Raw genomic sequence first — 19585 nt, 5'->3', positions numbered from 1 at the left:
AAGCCGGTACCGGCGGGAGGGTGGTCTGAGCTATATGCGCGTCGAACGACTGTCACTTTCGGAGTGGGCCGAGACCCTCCCGGACTCGGGGTACGAGGTGTTTCACACACCGCCGGCGCTGTCGGCGATCGAACGCCACGCAAGCGGCGAGTTGCGACTCTACGGCGGCTTCAAGGGTGAGCAACCGGTGGGGTTGCTGCCGGTCGTCGAACAGGACCGGCCCGTCGGTCGCACCATCATGTCGCCACCGCCCGCGATGAACATTCCGCGGCTGGGCCCCGTCGTGATGCCGACCAGCCCGAAACAGCGCAAGCGCGAAGCGGTCAACAAGCGGTTTATCGAGGCCGTCCTGGCGGAGCTCGGGACCGACGGCCCGCTGTCACTGGTGCGGCTGCTAACTGGGCTGGGATACGACGACCCCCGACCGTTCGGCTGGGCTGACTTCGACCTCACGACGCGATACACCTACGTCGTAGACCTCGAAGACACCGACCCCGACAGCGTCCTCAAATCCTTCAGCAAGAGTCTCCGCCGGGACGTCACGAACGCCCGCGAGAGCGACGTGACCGTCGCGGTGGAGGGCCACGACGCGACCCGGACGGTGTTCGAGCGCACCAGGGACCGCTACGCCGAGCAGGACCGCGGGTTCCCGCTGTCCTGGCGGTACGTCAGCGACCTGGTCGCGGGGCTGGACGACCGCGCCCGGACCTACGTGGCCCGCGACGCCGACGGCGAACTCCTCTCGGGCGTCACGGCGCTGTTCGGGCCCGACGCGGCGTACTTCTGGCAAGGCGGGACGCGGGCGGAGTGTAACGTGGCCGTCAACAGCCTGCTCCACTGGCGAATCGTCGAGGACGTCCTCACCGACCCCGAACTCGACTCGGTCACTGGCTACGACCTGATGGGCGCAAACACCGAGCGCCTCTGTGAGTACAAGGGCAAGTTCGCCGGCGACCTGGTGCCCTACTACGAGGTCGAGACCGACAGTCCCGCGATGAACCTGGCCAAGACCGCCTTCAGCGCGGTGAAGCGATGACTGACCTGCGCGTCCTCAACCTCGTCACCAACGAGCAGTCCCAGTTCTTCCGGGCCCAGGTCGCCGAACTGGAACGCCGGGGCGTCGAGATGACGACGCTGTCGGTGCCCGGCGAGAATCACTCTCAGTCGGTCGACGCGGGGACCGAAGGGAGTCGCTCGGTCTGGGACTACGCCCGGTTCTACCCCTCGGTACTTTCCCAGTCGCTGGGCGGCTACGACCTCGTCCACGCGAACTACGGCCTCACAGCGCCGATGGCTATCGCCCAGCCGCGCCTGCCGGTGGTGCTCTCGCTGTGGGGGTCGGACCTCATGGGGCAATACGGCCCAGTGACGAAACGAATCGCACCGCTGTGTGACGCGGTCGTCGTCATGTCCGAGGGAATGGCTGACGTGTACGGCGGCGACTGCCGCGTCATCCCCCACGGCGTCGACCTGGACATGTTCGAGCCGATGGACCGCGACGCCGCCCGCGAGGAAGTCGGCTGGCCGACCGACGAGCGGATCATCCTCTTCCCGTACCCGCCCAAACGCGAGGTGAAGAACCACCCCCGCGCTCGGGCCATCGTCGACCGCGTCGCCGCCCGGCTCGACCTGCCGGTGTCGTTACGGACCGCGACGGACATCCCACACGAACGGATGTCCTACTACCTCAACGCCGCCGACGCCTTGCTGTTGACCTCCCATCGCGAGGGGTCGCCAAACACGGTCAAGGAGGCGCTCGCCTGCAACCTCCCCGTGGTCGCGACCGACGTCGGCGACGTCGCCCGGCGCCTCGACGGGGTCGAGCCCAGCACCGTCAGCGACGACAACGACGAACTCGTCGCGGGGCTGGTCGAGATACTCCGGAGCGGCGAGCGCTCGAACGGTCGCGAGCACGCCGCCGAAATCGGCGTCGAACGGATGGGGGCGCGACTCCTCTCGGTCTACGAGTCGGTGGCCACGTCGTGAGACCGTGACGGATATGTCCCCAGGAATCTCCCGCACGACGAAACAGTCCCATACCGCACACAACCCGCCAATAACAATGTCCAACGACCGACCAGCAAGGCGCAGATGGCCGTAACATCGCAGCGCCGACGGCGCCAGGTCGCCGCCCTCCTCGTCGGCTATTTCACGTACACGGTCGGTCTCGTCGTCGCCGCTGGTGCCCAGCCCACGGGGTACGAGATGTCTATCTACCGGGCCACGCCAGTCCTGTTCTGGCTCGGCAGCGCTATTGCGCTTCTGGCGGCTATCGCCGTCGGATTGCGCGCGTCCGCGACGACTCTCCGGAGCCGCCTCGCTATGCTGCTCGGTTCCCTCGTGGGAATCAGCGTCGCGATACTGCCGATTATCCGGGACTACTACTACAACGGCTCCGGTGATGCACTCTCCTATCTGGGGTGGACGCGGCTGATAGCCGAGGGGTCGCTGAACCCGGCGAATTTCCTCTATCCCGGTATCAACACCATCGCGGTCGTGCTGACACGCGTTACAGGCCTCCCACCGCGGCGGACGCTGCAGCTCGTCATCCCCGTCTTCATGACGATGTACATCCTCTTTACCGCGCTGTGTGTGACACGGATCGGGGCCCGGTCGAAAGGCGCCGCCGTCGGGACGTTCTTCGCGCTGCTGTTCTTGCCCATCAACAACATCCACACCTACATCTTCCCGTATCCCACCACCGCCGCCATCTACTTCACCCCCTTCGCGCTGTATCTGCTCTTGCGCTACGTCGGCGAACGGGAGACGCTGGCCACGGTCCGGGGCTACGACGTCGCCACACCGCTTGGCGTCCTGTTGACTCTCGCCGGTATCGCGGCGATTCTCATCCACCCACAGTCCGGCTCGAACGTCCTGCTGCTCATCGGCGCCGGCTTCGGCCTGCAACTGCTCGCGCGAGTCTACGGCCGGTACCGGGAGACAGACCGGCTGACCGACCACCGGTCGCTGGCACCACAGACAGCGCTCGTCGGACTCTTCTTCGCCCTCTGGATTCCCCGCTTCGACCGGGCCACCGGGACGGTCAGCGCCGTGGTCAACGGCCTGCTGTACGGCGCTAACCCCGGCGACGAGATATCCACGGTCGGTACCTCGCTGTCGACGCTCGGCAGCGGTATCGGCGAGCTGTTCGTCAAGATATTCCTCGTCAGCGCCGTGCTGAGCGCGGTGGCCGGCGTAGTGATGCTTCTGGCCGTCACCGGCAAGCTCGACGACCGCTTCCCCGACCGAAACAGCTTGCTGCGGTACGTCACTTTCGGCTTCGTCCCCGTCTTCGTCCTGTTCGGGCTGTTCTACGTCACGAGCGTCACCCGCCAACCGTTCCGCTATCTCGGCTTCATGATGGTGTTCGTGACTGTGCTGACCGCCGTCGCCGTCACGGACGGTATCCCGTATTCTCCCTCGCTGTCGGCGAGACACTGGCAGGCTGCCGTCGCCGTCGCCCTCGTCGTCCTGCTGGTGCCACAGGCCATGATACTCCACCAGTCGCCGTACATGTACAAAGACTCAGACCACGTCCCAGAGACGTACTACGAGGGGTACACCACCTCATTCGACCAGCGCGACCCCGAAGTCTACTTCGCCGGCCCGCGTGGGGGGCCCCGACGGTACGTCGACGCCTACTACGGGACGACCGGGACCGACGTCACGCCCGGCGGAGAAGAGTTCCCCGGGAAGGAGGCGATGATACCCTTCTCCGTCTTCGGGAGCAACACGACACAGTACTACTCCCGGTGTCGATACGTGCCGCTGACGTCGAGCGACTACCAGCGCGAAGTCGGCATCTACGACGGCTTCAGATACTCGGAGTCGGCGTTCCGCTCGTTCCGGCAGAACCCCGGCGTCTCGCGCGTCCAGACCAACGGTGACTACCGGCTCTACTACGTCCGCGGGGACGAGTGTGGCAGATGAGCCTGGCCGACCGCATCGCCGCCGGCTTCAAGGTGACGATGGCCGCGCGGATAATCCACGCGGCGACCAACGGCCTGTTGCTCCTCGTTCTGACGCGGTACCTGCTCGAACCCGACCAGTACGGCCTGCTGTATTTCGCCATCTCTGTGGTCGGTATCGCCGAACTGTTCGGCACGCTCGGCGTCCCGAACGCCACGGCTCGCTACGTCAACGAGTACTTCGAGCGCGACGAGACCCAGGTCCGGTACATCATCCGATGGTCACTCGCTATCATCCTGACTGTCGCCATTACCGTCTCCCTGGCCGTCTCGCTGGCGGGCGCCGAACTGGCGCGCCTACTGGGTCGCCCGGCGGTCGCGCCGGTGTTGACGGTCGGCGGGCTCTACATCGGCGGCCGGTCGCTGTTTGGCTACCTGAAATCCGTCTTCCAGGCGTTCAACCGGGTCGACTACAGCGCCGCCGTGACCGTGATAAACAGCACCACGAGGCTCGTGGTCACGACGGGGCTGGTCGTCGCTGGCTACGGCGTCACCGGGGCGATGGCCGGCTACGTCATCGGGTTCCTGGTCACCGTCGCCGTCGGGCTCGTAGCGCTGTACACGCGGTTCTACTGCACCCTTCCGCCGACCGACCAGCCCGAGAGCGACCTGCGGGGCCGCATCGCCCGTTACAGCGTCCCCACCGCCGCCACGCGGGCCAGCGTCGTCGTCGACAGCAAGCTCGACACCGTCCTGGTCGGCGTGCTGGCGACGCCGGTCGCCGTCGGCTTCTACACCCTGGCCCGCCAGATCGCCGACCTCTGTATCGCGCCGGCCTCGTCGCTTGGCTTCACCATCACGCCGACGCTGGGCGAGCAGTCCGCCGCCGAGAACCCCGGTGTCGCGGGCCGCATCTACCTCGAGTCGCTGCGGAACGTCCTCCTGCTGTACGTACCGGCGGCGGCCGGACTCGTCATCGTGGCCGAACCCACCGTCACGTACGTCGTCGGCGAGGAGTATCTCGGGGCCGTCGTGCTGATACAGCTCTACGCCTTCTTCGTCATCGTCAGAGCCATCCACAAGATAACCGGGTCGGCACTGGACTACCTCGGGCTGGCCCGGGTACGCGCTATCGCCCGCGCCACGAGCGCGGCGGGGAACGTCCTCCTCAATCTGTTGCTCATTCCGCCCCTGGGCGCGCTGGGGGCCGGCATCGCGACGGTCATCACCTACAGCGCCTACACCGGCGTCAACGTCTACTACATCCACCGCGAACTCGAGTTCAACCTCGGCGAACTCGCCAGCGACCTGGCCCGGGTCGCCGTCGTCGCGCTGGTCATGGCCGGCGTCGTGCTGTCGGTGTTGCCCTACGTCACCGGACCGTTCTCGCTGGCCGCCGTCATCGCCACCGGTGGGGCGGTCTGGGCGACCCTCTCCGTGGCCAGCGGGCTGGTCGAACCCGGCGCGGTCATCTCGTTTATCACCTGACCGTCGCGGCCGTCTACTCTCGGACCGTGACCGGTCAAGCGCTGCATAACTACAGTGGCTGTTCCGGAAGGAGTCAGCATGCCATCGGTCGCATTCTTCGGGAGCCATCCGCTCGGTGAGCGCTGCCTGGACGAACTGACCGGCCACGACGCCTTCGACGTCGAGCTGGTCGTCACCTACGGGCCCGACGAGGACACCTGGTGGGACGGCTGTCTGTACGACCGCGCCGAGGGGCTGGGCCATCGGGTCCGGACCCGAGACAGTGAACGCGAGGTGCTCGACTACGACGTGGACTACCTCGTCAGCGTCTACTACCCCAACATACTCGACGAGGAACTGCTCGACCACCCGACCGTCGCGCCGCTGAACCTCCATCAGGCCGAACTACCCCGCTATCGCGGGAGCAACGTCTTTTCCCATGCCATCATGAACGCCCGCGACGACGACCACTGGCGCTACGGGACGACGCTGCACGTGATGGCGCCGGAGGTCGACGCCGGCGACATCGTCGCCCGCCGGTTCGTCCCCATCGAGGAGACCGACACGGCCCGGACCCTGTACGACCGCGTCACCGAGGCCTCCGTCGACCTGTTCCGCGAACAGCTCACGACGCTCCGGGACGGGGCCGTCCACCGGGTCGCGACGCCGCAGTCGGCGTACAACGGCGAGCGGTACTTCTACACCAAGGCGAGCCTCGACGGCGAGAAAGAGATTCCCGCCGAGCGGCTGGCCGACGACGACGAGTCCACTCAGCTGGCGGTGTACGACAAGATTCGCGCGCTCGATTTCCCGCCGTTCGAGCCGGCCTACACGGAGCTTTCCGGCCGGCGACTCTACCTGACGGCGACGAACTACGACGACCTCTTCGGGGGCGCGACGGTGCCGAACTTCAGCGTCGAAGGCGACCCCGTCGCGGCCACGCAGGACTAAAACTGCGCCACGGTGTCGGGCCGCTTGACGGGCACGACGCTCTTCTTGCGGGCCGACTCCTCGGCGTACTCCAGGGTCTCGACGGCGCGGGCACCGACAGCGCCGTCGGCGCGTGGCTGCTCGCCCGCCCGGCTGGCTTCGACGAACGACTGCACCTCGACTTTCAGCGGCTCGCGGTCGTCCGTGCTGTGTGAGATGGCGCCGTCGTTTCTGGACTTGAGTCCGTCGTCGGGGTCCGAGAACACCTCGGCGTCGAACAGCTCGAGTTTCGTGTTCTCCAGGTAGTCGACGTAGGCCGACCGGTTGGAGCCGACGACGACGAGGTCGCGCTTCTTGTCGAAGACGGGCACCTGCCAGGAGGAGTTGATGACGCCGCTGGTGTCGCCGTACTGTAACGTGATGGTCGCCGTCTCGACGATGTTCTCCCGGACGAACGAGTCGAGCTGCCCGTGGACGGTGTCGGGCCGTCGGCCAAGCAGGTAGTCGTAGATGTCCACGTCGTGGACCGCGAGCGAGTAGAGCACGCCCGTCGTCGTCCGAGGCACCCGAAACGAGAACCGACGGGTCTGGAGGTACTTGATTCGCCCCAGCTCCCCGCGGTCGATGCGCCGTTTCAGCGCGACCAGCGCTGGGTGGTAGCGGAAGATATGCCCCACGCCGAGCGTACAGTCGTTGTCGTCGGCGGTCTCGACGATGTCCCAGGCGTCCGCCGAGGTCAGCGCCAGCGGTTTCTCGACGAGCAGGTCGATGTCCCGCTCCAGCAGCGACAGCGCGACGTTCCGGTGGGTCGTCGACGGGGTGGCGACAGTCGCCGCGTCGACGTCGAGATTCGCGACGTCAGTCTCGTAGGGCAGGCCGTACGTCTCCGCGAGGTTCGAGGCGCGACTCTCGTCCGTATCACACAGCACCACCTCGTCGAGTTCCCCGTCGTCCATGAGCTCCTTCGCGACGCGGACGTGGTTTTTCCCCCAGTAGCCGGTGCCGACGACGCCGTATCTCATCGGTAAAACCTCCGGATTTCCTCGGCGACCCGGTCTATCTCGTCGTCGGTGATACGCGGGTGCATCGGCAGGGAGACGATGCGGTCACAGAGTCGCTCGGTCTCCGGCAGCGAGGGAACCTCGTCCAGGTACTCCCGCATCGCCGGGGTAAGATGGACGGGCGGGTCGTAGTGGATGCCCGTGTCGATGCCCTGCTCGTCGAGGTGCGCCCGGAGGGCCTCGCGCTCTGGCACCTGCACGACGAAGAGGTGGTAGACGTGGGTCGCGTTGTCGCGCTCCGTCGGCAGTGTCACCTGCTCCACGTCACGGAGTTGCTCGCGGTAGCGGTCGGCGGCCGCGGCGCGGTCGGCGTTCCAGTCGGCCAGGTGTGAGAGCTGTTCGAGCCCGACGGCCGCGCTCACCTCGTCCATCCGGTGGTTCAAGCCGAGGCGCACGTGGTTCCCTTCGTCGTCCCGGCCGTGGTTGCGGAGTTCTCTCGCCGTGCGCGCGAGGTCGGCGTCGTCGGTGACGAGCATCCCTCCGTCGCCGGCGACGGTCATGTTCTTGGACGGGTAGAAACTGAAACAGCCGGCGGTGCCGAGCCCGCCGACCGGGTCGCCCCGATAGGTGGCGCCGTGGGCCTGACAGCTGTCCTCGAACACGTCGAGGTCGTACCGGTCGGCGACGGTCGTAATCGGCCCCATCGCCGCGGGTTGGCCGTAGAGGTGGACCGGCGCGACGGCGGCCGCGTCGTCGTGGGCCGCCGCCTTTCTGGCGAGGTCCGTCTCGTCGATGGTGTACGTCTGCGGGTCGACGTCGACGAACACCGGCTCCGCTCCGAGTTCGACGACCGGGCTGACCGTCGCGAAGAAGGTGTGTCCGGGGACGAGTACCGTATCGCCCTCGCCGATGCCTGCCGCCTTCATCGCGAGGTAAAGCGCCGCTGTACCGCTGCTGACGCCGACGGCGTGGTCGGCGTCGCAGGTGTCGGCGAACTGTGCTTCCAGCGCTTCGACGCGGGGCCCTTTGACGTATCGGCGCGTCTCCAGCACCTCCGTCGCCCGGTCGACGATGTCGTCGTCGACGTAGACGTCTGTAAACGGGACCTGTTCGGTCATCAGCGTCGGCTAGCGGAGACCGACGTATTGTTATACTGACCGTTCGTCTCGAGGCAGAAAATTGCGGTACACTTCGGTTCAGAAAGGTGTCTGAAATCGACCGCAATAGTTCACGCGCTCCTCATATATTCATCGCACTGGCTACACTCATGATGAGGCAGCGAGAGGCTATGTGTGCCTCTCGTTGCACTACATAACACGTAACTAGACAGTTTTCGAACCCATCGCAACTACCACGAATAGTTGGCTTTCCAAGTGCTATTTTCCAGGTAACTTTCCACTCGCTCCCCGAGTCAGACGGCATGGGCGCACACTCTACTTCGGATGACGCTATCGTCGTCGTCTCCAACCAGGCGCCGGCGTCGCTGAACATCGTTCGGTCGCTGGGCCGTCGCGGCGTCCGGACTATCGCAGCCGCCAACCGGGAGGGGACGCCCGCGATCGCGTCGCGGTACTGCGACGAGTCGGTTCGGCTGCCGGACCCGTTCGACGACATCGTCGCCTATCGGGACGCACTGCTGGAGCTGGCCGAGCGGCCAGCCGTCAGGACTATCGCGCCCGTCCGCGAACCCGACGTCTACGTCCTCTCGAAATACCGCGACGAGTTCGCCGAGCACGTCTCGACGCTCTGGCCGGACGCGGAGACGCTCGCACAGGCCCACGACCGGGTCGCACTCGTCGACGCGGCCGAGACGGCCGGGGTCGCCGTTCCGGATACCGAGCTCCTGACCGACGTCGAGGACTGGAGCGGCCGCCGCATCGTCAAGGCCCGGTACGGCTTCCTGGCCGACCGCTACGTCGAGGACCTCGGTCCCGAGAACGCCATCGAAGCGGGCACGACCGAGTATATCGAACCCGACGAGCGACCGGACGTCGACGCGCTCGTCGACCAGATGGGCCACGTCCCGATCGTCCAGGAGTACGTCGATGGGACGGAGTACACTATCCGCGCGCTGTACGACGAGGGCGAGCCGGTGGTCTCGACCCAGAAGGCGCTGCGGCGCGGGATGAAATACCCGCGGGGCCCCAGCGTCTACCACGAGGCGGTCGATATCCCGGCACTGGAGCGGGCCGGGCTCGCTATCCTCGACGAACTCGACTGGCACGGCCCGGCGTCCGTCGGGTTCATCCGCGAGAAAGCGACGGGGACCTTCAAGTTGCTGGAAATAAACCCCCGGTTCTGGGCCTCGCTGCCGTGTGATATCCACGCCGGCGTCGACTACCCGCACTATTACTGGCAGCTGGCCAACGGGGCGACGGGACCCTTCGACCCCACCTATCACCCGGGCACTGCGTCGCATTTCCTTCGTGGTGAACTGGTCCACCTCCACAGCGTGCTCACAGAGGAGTACGCCTTCGTCCCCCGCCCATCGGTCGGCGAGACCGTCAGCGGGATGGCGGGGTCCCTGCTCGAACAGCCCAACTTCGACGTCTTCAGTCTGGACGACCCGCGTCCGTTCGTCCGGGACACACTGAACACCGTCCTCGGGCTGTAACGACAGGCGCGTTTCCGGGGACGCTGTCATTGGCCGCTACAAGCCCCACTTACGTCCGATAGCCGCTAAATTACCAAGCCGCTCGGCCCTATCACTGTGGCTGTATGAGTGGTCATCTAACGGCCGACGAGTGGCGACGCATCAACGAGTTCGCGGACACGCCGAAACACCGTCGTCGCCCGGAACAGCTGTTACCCGAAGGGAGCCTGCCGGACGGAGAATCGATCGAGCAGTAATCACAGCATGTTCTCGGCCTCTATGGTCTCCCACACCTCGAGGCCCTCGTCAGTGATACCGTAGACCCGTCCTTTGCGCCGGTTCTCGGAGACGAGCAGGGTCACGAGGTCGGCGTCGCGAAGCTCCTGGAGCGCCCGCGAGACGTGGGCGATACTGAGGTCTGTCTCGTCCGCGATGAGCGACGGCGTCGCCGGCCCGTCTGAGAGCCGACGCAGCGTGGCGATGCGATAGCGGGAGCTGATGACGTAACTGATGTCGTCCCACGGGTCGGGCTCGCTCATCTGTGTCTCCTCCCGTCGGACGAGTCGCAGTCACTGTCAGATTCGGTTCGGTCGCTCGGTCGGTCGGGTGTGTTTGTAGCCATGAGGGTTCGGTTGGGCCTGCTGGCGCTGGTCGGTCGGTCGAACCGACGTCGGCACGTGTGTGTCATCGGTTGGTGGTCCGGCGGTCGTGTCCCCCGGCGATATCGTTCGTCCGTGAGCTGTGCGACTGACAGCGAGGCGAAGACGACGTGGGCTCGCAGTGCCAGCTGCCCGGTCGGCGTTTCCGGACGGTCGGCGACCCGTGCTCCGGTGACTCCGTCGGTGTGTCGACCGTATCGTCCCGCCGGTGACGCGTTGTAGCGACACCACCCGTCCGCGGGGTCGGCCTCGCTGTCCGGGCCTGGGATATAGTTTCGGTACAGTGACATATAAACCCATCCACGGCGGAGGTGCGCCGGGTGGCCACCGTTCTCCGGAGCGGACAACTGGTCTCGACTGAAGCCTGTCTCATTATTTCTCCATGTGGATGCGGACGTCCCCGCCTCGAAGCCACTGTTGGGAGATACACACGTGGACCCGCCTTTGTTACGTATCACATATACCGGATACAGAGTGGGTATCTCCGGCAAAACGAACCGGAACTCACGTGGACCGGAACTGGTCCGCTCTCGTCCCATGCAGACACCGTCTCGGACGAAACTCGACGTTTCTCAGTGCAAGCCACACATAACAATGCCGATACTTTGCTTGCCGAAAACCGTGATCGCTGTCCAATCGACACCGACCGGACGAGTCGGTATATTCCCACCGTATGGCGGTGACGCGCCGTGACTGAGACGCAGTTGCAGGAGCCGACCATCTCGATAGCCTCGCCAGCTGTCGGCCGGGAGGAACTCCACAGTGTAGCCGACGTCCTCGGTTCCGGTCGGCTCAGCGGCGGTGAGGCGGTCGAGGCCTTCGGGGCGGAGTTTGCCACCTACTGCGACGTCGCACACGGCGTCCCGACCACGAACGGGACGACCGCCCTGCACGCGGCCCTCGCCGCGCTCGACATCGGCCCCGGTGACACCGTGGTAACGACGCCATTTTCGTTTATCGCGACGGCGAACGCTATCAGGCACGTCGGCGCACGCCCAGTGTTCGCTGACATCGACCCAGCGACGTACAACATAGACCCCGACCACGTCGCCGCCGTCGCGGACGCCGAGGGCATCGAGGCGGTTCTGGCCGTCCACCTCTATGGCTGTCCCGCGCCCATCGACGAGTTACAGGCGATCGCGGACCGACACGACGCGGTCCTCGTCGAGGACTGCGCGCAGGCCCACGGCGCGACCTACCGGGGCGACCCCGTCGGCAGCTTCGGCGACGCCGGCTGTTTCAGCTTCTACCCCACGAAGAACATGACAACCGGGGAAGGCGGCATGGTCGTCACCGACGACGACGACGTGGCCGAGCGCTGTCGCAGCTTCATCGACCACGGCCGCGGGCCGGACGGTGGCCACGAGCGCGTCGGGCACAACTTCCGTATGCCGGACCTCTGTGCGGCCATCGGTCGTGTCCAGCTCTCGAAGCTCGACGATTTCGTCGCGGCCCGTCGGGACCACGCCGCCCAGTTCGACGACGCCATCGCGGACGCGCCGATACAGCGACCGGTCGCACCCGAGGGCTGTCGCCACGCGTACCACCAGTACACGGTCCGCTGTGACGACCGGGCGGCCCTGGCCGCGCATCTGGAAGAGTACGGGGTCGGGTCGGCGGTGTACTACCCGCGACCGATTCACGAAGAGCCGGCCTACCAGGATGTCACAGTCGAGTTACCGGTCGCCGAGCAGGCCGCCGAGGAGGTCCTCTCCATCCCGGTCCACCCGGAGCTGTCCACCGAGGACGTCCGACAGATAACCCACGCGCTCACGGAGTTTTCGAGATGACCGAACCACTGGCCGCCGGCGTCGTCGGCGTCGGCAGCATGGGCCGACATCACGCTCGCGTCTACAACGAGATACAGGGGGTCGAACTCGTCGGTATCGCAGACGCCGACGAGGGGGCCGCCACCCAGGTCGCCTCGACCTACGGGACTACGGTCTATGACCTGGAGACACTGCTGGGGATGGTCGACCTCGTCTCTATCGCCGTCCCCACGCGATACCACTACGAGGTCGCCTCGACGGCCATCGATGCGGGCGTCTCCGTACTGGTGGAGAAACCGTTCGTGACCGACGCCGAGAAGGGCCGCGAACTCATAGACCGGGCTGAAGCCGCCGGCGTGACCCTGCAGGTGGGTCACATCGAGCGGTTCAACCCGGTCGTCGACGTGCTGGAAGACGTCCTCGCGAACGTCGAACCCATCGCGGCGTCGGCCCGCCGGCTCGGCCCACCGGTCTCGCGGGACGTCAGAGACGACGTCGTGATGGACCTGATGATACACGATATCGATATCGCCTGTTCGCTGTTCGGCGACGCGGTGGCCGGTGTCACCGCCATCGGTGCCTGTGACGGCGACTACACCGACGCCCAGATAGAGTTCGACGGCGGGACGCTTTGCTCGCTGACGGCAAGCCGTGTCACGCAGGAACGCATCAGGGATCTCTCTGTGACCGCTCGCGAGTGCCACGTCAACGTCGATTTCATGGACCAGTCGGTGCGCATCTATCGACACTCGGACCCGTCCTATCACACGGAGAACGGCGACGTACGCTACAGCCAGGAGAGCATCATCGAGCGCCCGGCCGTGGACAGTGACGAACCGCTCAAGCGGGAACTGCGTTCGTTCGTCGACTGTGTTCGAACCGGTTCGACCCCGCGGACCACCGGGAGCGACGGGCTCTACGCCATGTTGCTCGCCGACGAGATAAGCTCGATAGCGGACTCGCGGACTCTCGCCCTGGAGGAGGTGAGCGTCGGTGACCGCAGCACAATCTGAGGCGGCGGTGTACGCCGGTGACCGCGCCGGCACGGCGCTCCAGTCGGCCTTTGCCACCGGGGAGATTCCGGTCGCCGTCTACGGCCTGGGGAAGATGGGGTTGCCCCTGGCCGCGGTTCTGGCTGACGTCACCGGAAACGTCGTCGGCGTCGACATCGACGAGACGGTCGTCGAGGCCGTCGCTGCCGGGGAGAGTCCGGTCGACGGCGAGCCCGGGCTGTCGGAACTGGTCGCCGAGACGAGCGCCGACGGCTCCCTGTCGGCGACGAGGGAGTCGGGACAGGCGGCCACGGACGCGCAGGTCCACGTCGTCATCGTCCCGACGCTCATCGAGGGGACGGAGCCGGACCTCTCGATGTTACTCGCGGCCGTCGACGCCATCGGTACGGGACTCGACACGGGCGACCTGGTGATAATCGAATCGACGGTCCCCCCCGGCACGACCCGGGACGTCGTCACGCCCAGACTGGCCGAGCGTAGCGGGCTGGACCCCACCGAGTTCGGCGTCGCCTTCTGTCCCGAGCGGACCGCGAGCGGCCGTGCGATCCAGGACATACGGGGCGCCTACCCGAAGGTGGTCGGCGGCGTGGACGACGAGAGCGAGCGCGTCGCCGGCCTGCTGTACGACGAGCTGACGAGCAACGACGTCATCCACGCGGGGGACGCCACCACCGCGGAGTGTGTGAAGGTGTTCGAGGGCATCTACCGCGACGTCAACATCGCGCTTGCCAACGAACTCGCGACGGTAGCCGAACCGCTCGACGTCGACGTGACCCGGGCCATCGAGGTCGCCAACACCCAGCCGTTCTGTGATATCCACGACCCCGGGCCCGGCGTCGGGGGCCACTGTATCCCGCTGTATCCGCACTTCCTCACGGCCACGGTCGACAGGGACCTGCCGCTCGTCGAGACGGGCCGCGCGGTCAACGACCAGATGCCGTCGTTCGTCACCGACGCCGCCGTCGACCTGCTAGAGGACCACGGTGTCGCTATCGAGGACGCCACGGTCCTGGTGCTTGGCGTCGCCTATCGCGCCGGTGTCGACGAGACGCGTAAATCGCCCACGCGGCCCGTCGTCGCCGAACTCGACGAACTCGGGGCGGACGTCTGGGCGGCCGACCCGGCCGTCGACGTGCCGTCCGTCCCAGATCTACCGGCCAGCGCGTGCTCGATGGCCGACGTGGCGGCGACTGCCGACCGGTACGACGCCGTGGTCGTGATGACCGACCACGACGCGTACAGCGACCTCGACTTCGGGGCGTTCGGCGATGCCGTCGTGGTAGATGCACGGGACGTTCTCGGGACGACCCCGCTTACGACCTACACCGTCGGTGCCGGGCGGTCGTAAGCGACGTTGCACTGCTGACATCGAGCAGTGTATCCGAAGCTACCTGAACAGTACGTATAACATATCTGTCAAAACAAAGTATTAAGTGTGGGACGAATGACTGTTTTGACAGGCGCATGGGGTTCGGACAACCCACAGGTCTTGCAGGATATCGGGGGGTGCAAGGAGCCAATCCCGTTCCGAGGACTGCGTACAGTCCGGATTCCGGGCCACGGAGGACCATACATGAGTACCCAGGACCAGACCGCACGTACCACTTCCGACCAACCGACGGGAACCGAGAATCAAGAGGAGGTGCCAGACAGCACGGCACCGCAGGACGATGGGGTCACCGAGGCCGAGCAAGAGCCGGAGCCGCTCTCGCTGGACCTGGTGTTCGAGATACTGAAAAACAGCCGCCGGCGCGAAGTCATCCACTATCTCAGAGACGAGGAGTCCGACGAGCGCGTCTCGCTCGGCGAGTTGGCCGAACACGTCGCCGCTATCGAGAACGACACGACGACGGACCAGCTCACGTCCAGCCAGCGAAAGCGGGTTTACGTCGGGCTCTACCAGTGTCACCTCCCGAAGATGGACGACATGGGGGTCGTCGACTTCAACCAGGACCGCGGACACGTCGCCCTGGCTCCGCAGGCGGACTGTCTGACCGAGTATCTCGACCGCCCGGCCGAAGACGATAGCGTCCAGTGGCACCAGTACTACGGCGCTATCTCGGGGGTCGGCATCGCCATCGTCGCGCTCTCGCTCGGTGTCGGCCTCGGCTCGGGTCTCGTAATGGGGCTGCTCGGACTCGTCGTCGCGACGTTCGCGTTCTGCTCGGCGTGTCACTGGGTCACAGAAGCACGCGACGACGACTGACGGCAGACGGGGTCACACGGAACTATCTTTTCGGTGTCGTCTTCGCGAGTACCGGCAGGACTGATACGGATTATTGTAGCTGTTTACCGGTGATCGTCCGACCCGGGGTCGGCGATATCGGTAAGAAACTACAATAATCCGTCTGAAGGGGGTGGGTCCGGAGCGGTGGCCGGCCGCCGGCCTGCACGCGAGTCGGATGGGGTACACGTAACGGCCAGCCAACTGCGCCCCGTTATGTCGGACACAAGTGGATGGTGAACCGTTCCGGGTTTGGGTGGCCGACTGCTTATACGGCCGGTTGTACCGGGTCCCGCTCCGACACACACGCGAGCGTGTGGCGGAGACGAACGCACGGACGACCGACAGTATCACGCCGTCACCGGCGCGCGTCGGCAATTGAACGGACAGCCGACAGCAGTATTGTAACCCTGTTCCTACGTGTTCGACGGCACAGCCTGACGAATACGGGCCCCATCTACCAGTATCCGGTAAGTTTCGTATACAGTACATCTCTGCCGTGAGCGCGTCGCGTTCGGTCCGATACAGCTGGACCAGACGCCATCGAACGTCGGGTCGGTCTCTCCTGACGGAGACCTGTCGCCCACGCGGGGCCGGCGGCGATAGCCAAGATAACCAGTCGAGTGCGAGGTCGTGGGCCGGTCGCAGTTCCCTGTCACTGGGACAGGCGACGCTGGAACGCGAAAAACAAACTCCGGCTGTCGCGACTGCGGCCGAGGGACAGGACCAGTGGAGGCCTCGCCGGGTCGCGACGGTACAACAGTGCACGGCAGTATGCATGATTATATATAACTTATATTCTCCCCGCATCATGGTCGTTACCGCTACCGTCAAGCCCGTGTTCTCCTGTTCACCCCTGTCCCCACACCTACATCACTGTGCCCCACCTACCGACGGATATGTCAGCACGTATCGCTATCCTCGGCGGCACGTTCACTCCGGTGCACAACGGACACCGCGCGCTGCTCCATAGCGCGTTTCAGACCGCGAGTCACGACGGCGACGGGGACGGGCACGTCGTCGTCGGTCTCACGGCCGAGTCGCTGGCGCGGGAGACGCGCAGCGACCCCTCACACGCCGAGCTCCTCGGGTCGTTCTCCGAGCGCCGGGAGGCGCTTTCGGACACGCTGGAACGCATCAGCGGCGCGTACCCGGCGACGTGGGACATCGTGAAGATAACGGACACGTTCGGCCCCGCCGCGACTCGCGAGGACGCCGACGCACTCGTCGTCGCGCCGGAAGGAAAGGCCCAGCAGCGGGCCCGCGAACTCAACGACGAGCGACTGCAACGGGGGTATCACCCGCTCGAGATACATACGTCCCCGTTCGTCGTCGCCGAAGACGGGCTGCGGATAAGCAGCACGCGAATCCGGAACGGCGAGATCGACGCCCAGGGACGATTGCTCGGTGACGACGACTGACCGAGGGGCCGTCTACTCCCGCTGGCTCTCCGCGTTCGGTTCGGCCAGCGTCTCGGAGAGGCCGTCGTCTTGCACCATCGACGAGACGTACTCGGCCGTGGTATCGCCCTCCGGGGCGACGTCACGACCGGGCTCGGTGTCCTGTTCCTGTGTCTCGACGCAGATGTCGGTCCCGGTCACCTCGACGAAGATGTCCTGCAGGTGCTCGTGAGACGGTTTCTCGCCCTCTGCGTCGCTGCTCATCGGTTACCCCACCTACGCGCCGAAGCTTCCCACACCCCATGGGTGTGTGCACATTCGTCAACCATGACATGACGCCCTGGAACGGCACAAATATAAATATACAGTGACAAATCCAGTTAATTACTGACTAGAGTCGTTATCGCTGTGTTTTATAGTACCTACTTTTCGCTGAATCCGCCCGGACTGGGTGGACGACGGCTCGCCGGACACACCGCTGTCGAGTCGAGTAGTCGAATCAGGGGACAAATAACAAGCGTACAGTTGTTATTTTCTGGGTAGCAACGGGTGACCAGTCATCGTAGAATGGGATGCAAATGAGCTCGCGACGCGCCCGGCTTTGATATAGCGGTATATGATTTATATGGTCGGGAGCAGTCGGGAGAAATCACCAACGAGTTTCTCGTTTACAAGAGCGAGTAGATATTTGCCTCGTAACTCTCCCGGACGCGGCTCCCCCACTCGTGGGTGTAGGTGTCGATGACGTCCTGTGCCACGTCGCCACGCAGGTACTTGACGACCCCACGGTCCCCGGTTCTGTCCCGGAGATGGGTCGTGAAGAAGTGCCGGAAGTAGTGCGGTGTGACGTTCTCCTCGGTTCCGCCGCCGTCGCGGTACCAGCCGTAGTCCCGGGCGTGTTGCTCGACGAGGTGATGCACCATATCGGGGGTGAGCCGCTTGCCCCAGTCACTGCTCGTCGAGACGAACAGGGGCTCGGCGTCTGAGCGAACGTCGGGTCGAATCGCCAACCAGCGCCGTAGTGTGCGGGCGAGTTCGTCGTCGACAGGCACAGTCGTGTCGCGTTTTCGCTTGTTCGACGCCGAACGTCTCTCGCCGTTGGTCACTGCACCGCGACTCGGCTCGGCGGCGACGTACAGGGAGTCCTCGCGCCCGTCGAGGGCCGCGCGCACGGGCACCTCGGGACGGGGTCCAGGTTCTGACAGGTGGCAGTCCTGAACGTCGAGATTACACAGCTCACCGGCCCGCATCCCAGTTTTCAACAGGGTGAGAACGACGGCTCGCTCCAGGGGGTGGCCGATAGTTCCGACGAAGGCGCGCATCTCCTCGACACTGATTTCGCGTCTGGTCGGGTCGGTGTTTATCGACTCGTCCATCTCCTCCATCACCAGCGCCATCGGATTCGATTCGAAGGTGCCCACTTGCGTCATGTAGGCGAAAAACCGGTGCAGATAGGAGGCGTACGTCGCGACGGTACTCTCGCTGTGGTCGCCTCTGAGTCCGTGCACGTACGCCATACAGTCCCTGTGGGAGGCGGCAGCCACTGCGGTGGGGTGGCTGCCCTCGCTCAGATACGTCTGGAATTCCCGGAGCACGCGCTCGTAGAAGGCCCGTGTGCGCTCGCTTTTGCCGTGGTAGGTCACGTCGTCTAGGAAGTACCCGATGGGGTCCTCGTCTGGTTCGGGTGTCGCGGTGTCGGAGCTCATTCGTCCAGCACGTACCCCCCGTGGCGGCCGCTGTATCGGACCCGCCCTTCTGACTGGAGTTCCTGTAATGTCTCGTCGAGTCGCTGTTCGATGTCGTCGGTCAGGGCAGCGACCAGGTCGTCCCAGTCGCAGTGGTCGCCGTCAGCGAGGGCCTCGACGACCCGGTCTTTCAGGCCGCTACCCCCAGGGTTTGCGTCCGGAGAACGGGGTTCCGTTTCTTCGGCGCTCGCCGAACCCTCGGCTGTTTCCGACTCCGGCGGTTCGAATCCGCTTCGTCCCGCCTGTACCATCGTCCGGACGAACTCGCTCTGGCTCATGTCGAGATCGTCGGCGTGGGACTGCCAGTTCTCCTTCTGGTATTTCGGAACGTAGGTCCTGACCGAGGTGCGCTCCTCGCCATCGGCTGCCATATCTGGGGGTCATTCCCCGGGCACTTCAATCTAGTGCTACAGTCACGGATAAAGACACTTATTTGTGCAGATAGGGCTGTAATATCGGCCAAATCACGGCGTTAATGGAGTTAGATTGACACTATTGGGAGAGAATGAGTCTAGACTCACAAATCTAAATTTGGGGGGTTTGTTGGCTGTCTACTCGTCGAACACGAACTGTCGTCGGTCGTCGCCGGGTCGCGTCGCTCAGTCGGTGGGCCACTTGTCCAGATCGTCGGGGTGACTGTACCCGGTAGCCCGGCAGGGACTATGCAGATACGTGGGCCACGATCAGTGGCCTCTCCAGTCCGGTATCGAACCGGACTGGCTTCGTCGAGCGATGGTCAGCGACACCCAGCAGGGCCTTCCGGTTGGCTGTACCTTTCTACACAGCTCCGGCCCTCTCGCTACCACAGTGTCCCTCAGCGCCCGTGAGAGGCGCTTGCGCTGTCTCCCCGGGGCTCTTCGAGGCGATACACTCCCG

General features: G+C 65.2%; 18 protein-coding genes. 12 read left to right on the top strand and 6 right to left on the bottom strand.

Annotation, left to right across the window (positions count from 1 at the left end; all coding sequences use genetic code 11):
* The first annotated feature begins 34 nt into the window (after positions 1-34).
* The 5 genes from P1K32_RS00935 to P1K32_RS00915 all read left to right on the top strand — a co-directional run bounded on the left by P1K32_RS00935 (position 35) and on the right by P1K32_RS00915 (position 6326).
* Positions 35-1036: a GNAT family N-acetyltransferase gene (locus tag P1K32_RS00935; RefSeq protein ID WP_276250859.1), complete on the top strand. Its 1002-nt coding sequence runs from the start codon at positions 35-37 to the stop codon at positions 1034-1036.
* 5 nt (positions 1037-1041) lie between these two features.
* Positions 1042-1986: a glycosyltransferase gene (locus P1K32_RS00930; protein WP_379691321.1), complete on the top strand. Its 945-nt coding sequence runs from the start codon at positions 1042-1044 to the stop codon at positions 1984-1986.
* Between the two features lie 105 nt (positions 1987-2091).
* Positions 2092-3930, top strand: coding sequence for a hypothetical protein (locus tag P1K32_RS00925; RefSeq protein WP_276250857.1), 1839 nt, complete (start codon positions 2092-2094; stop codon positions 3928-3930).
* The gene (locus tag P1K32_RS00920) at positions 3927-5396 is read left to right on the top strand and encodes a flippase (protein ID WP_276250856.1); all 1470 of its coding nucleotides are present in this window, start codon (positions 3927-3929) and stop codon (positions 5394-5396) included. The genes P1K32_RS00925 and P1K32_RS00920 overlap by 4 nt, the downstream gene beginning before the upstream one ends.
* A gap of 78 nt (positions 5397-5474) precedes the next feature.
* A complete protein-coding gene (locus P1K32_RS00915) occupies positions 5475-6326 on the top strand; it encodes a methionyl-tRNA formyltransferase (protein WP_276250855.1) in 852 nt (283 codons plus the stop codon).
* Here the strand turns inward: P1K32_RS00915 and P1K32_RS00910 are convergent.
* Both P1K32_RS00910 and P1K32_RS00905 read right to left on the bottom strand, forming a co-directional pair.
* A complete protein-coding gene (locus P1K32_RS00910) occupies positions 6323-7327 on the bottom strand; it encodes a Gfo/Idh/MocA family protein (protein WP_276250854.1) in 1005 nt (334 codons plus the stop codon). The two genes, P1K32_RS00915 and P1K32_RS00910, sit on opposite strands and share 4 nt — an antisense overlap.
* Positions 7324-8424, bottom strand: a complete 1101-nt coding sequence (locus P1K32_RS00905) for a DegT/DnrJ/EryC1/StrS family aminotransferase (RefSeq protein ID WP_276250853.1) — start codon at positions 8422-8424, stop codon at positions 7324-7326. The genes P1K32_RS00910 and P1K32_RS00905 overlap by 4 nt, the downstream gene beginning before the upstream one ends.
* 302 nt (positions 8425-8726) lie before the next feature.
* On the opposite strand from P1K32_RS00905, the gene P1K32_RS00900 reads away from it, so the two are divergent.
* A complete protein-coding gene (locus P1K32_RS00900) occupies positions 8727-9920 on the top strand; it encodes a carboxylate--amine ligase (RefSeq protein WP_276250852.1) in 1194 nt (397 codons plus the stop codon).
* Between the two features lie 104 nt (positions 9921-10024).
* Complete coding sequence (locus P1K32_RS00895) at positions 10025-10156, top strand: hypothetical protein (protein ID WP_276250851.1); 132 nt, start codon at positions 10025-10027, stop codon at positions 10154-10156.
* On the opposite strand, the gene P1K32_RS00890 is transcribed toward P1K32_RS00895, so the two are convergent.
* Entirely contained in the window at positions 10157-10438 is a 282-nt protein-coding gene (locus P1K32_RS00890) for an ArsR/SmtB family transcription factor (protein ID WP_220587307.1), read from the bottom strand.
* Positions 10439-11247: 809 nt separating this feature from the next.
* Between P1K32_RS00890 and P1K32_RS00885 the strand changes: the two genes are divergently transcribed.
* The 5 genes from P1K32_RS00885 (at position 11248) to P1K32_RS00865 (ending at position 16985) form a co-directional block, all read left to right on the top strand.
* Positions 11248-12348: a DegT/DnrJ/EryC1/StrS family aminotransferase gene (locus P1K32_RS00885; RefSeq protein ID WP_379690594.1), complete on the top strand. Its 1101-nt coding sequence runs from the start codon at positions 11248-11250 to the stop codon at positions 12346-12348.
* Positions 12345-13340 (top strand): Gfo/Idh/MocA family oxidoreductase, encoded by a 996-nt coding sequence (locus P1K32_RS00880; protein WP_276250850.1) that lies wholly within the window; start codon positions 12345-12347, stop codon positions 13338-13340. Before P1K32_RS00885 ends, P1K32_RS00880 begins: the two co-directional genes overlap by 4 nt.
* On the top strand, positions 13321-14688 hold the full coding sequence (locus P1K32_RS00875; protein WP_276250849.1) for a nucleotide sugar dehydrogenase: 1368 nt from the start codon (positions 13321-13323) through the stop codon (positions 14686-14688). Before P1K32_RS00880 ends, P1K32_RS00875 begins: the two co-directional genes overlap by 20 nt.
* A 225-nt stretch (positions 14689-14913) precedes the next feature.
* A complete protein-coding gene (locus tag P1K32_RS00870) occupies positions 14914-15546 on the top strand; it encodes a DUF7344 domain-containing protein (RefSeq protein WP_276250848.1) in 633 nt (210 codons plus the stop codon).
* 917 nt (positions 15547-16463) lie between these two features.
* Positions 16464-16985, top strand: a complete 522-nt coding sequence (locus P1K32_RS00865) for a phosphopantetheine adenylyltransferase (RefSeq protein ID WP_276250847.1) — start codon at positions 16464-16466, stop codon at positions 16983-16985.
* 12 nt (positions 16986-16997) lie between these two features.
* Here the strand turns inward: P1K32_RS00865 and P1K32_RS00860 are convergent, their stop codons facing one another.
* From P1K32_RS00860 to P1K32_RS00850, 3 genes are all read right to left on the bottom strand, one after another.
* Positions 16998-17228 (bottom strand): hypothetical protein, encoded by a 231-nt coding sequence (locus tag P1K32_RS00860; protein WP_276250846.1) that lies wholly within the window; start codon positions 17226-17228, stop codon positions 16998-17000.
* 404 nt (positions 17229-17632) lie between these two features.
* Complete coding sequence (locus P1K32_RS00855; RefSeq protein ID WP_276250845.1) at positions 17633-18670, bottom strand: tyrosine-type recombinase/integrase; 1038 nt, start codon at positions 18668-18670, stop codon at positions 17633-17635.
* A complete protein-coding gene (locus P1K32_RS00850) occupies positions 18667-19080 on the bottom strand; it encodes a DUF5805 domain-containing protein (protein WP_276250844.1) in 414 nt (137 codons plus the stop codon). The genes P1K32_RS00855 and P1K32_RS00850 overlap by 4 nt, the downstream gene beginning before the upstream one ends.
* Positions 19081-19585 lie beyond the last annotated feature (505 nt).

The organism is Haloarcula rara (assembly GCF_029338235.1).
In the GTDB taxonomy this organism is placed as follows: Archaea; Halobacteriota; Halobacteria; order Halobacteriales; family Haloarculaceae; genus Haloarcula; species Haloarcula rara.
The sequence above is the reverse complement of the archived record's forward strand: the minus strand, read 5'-3'. Positions and strand labels throughout refer to the sequence as shown.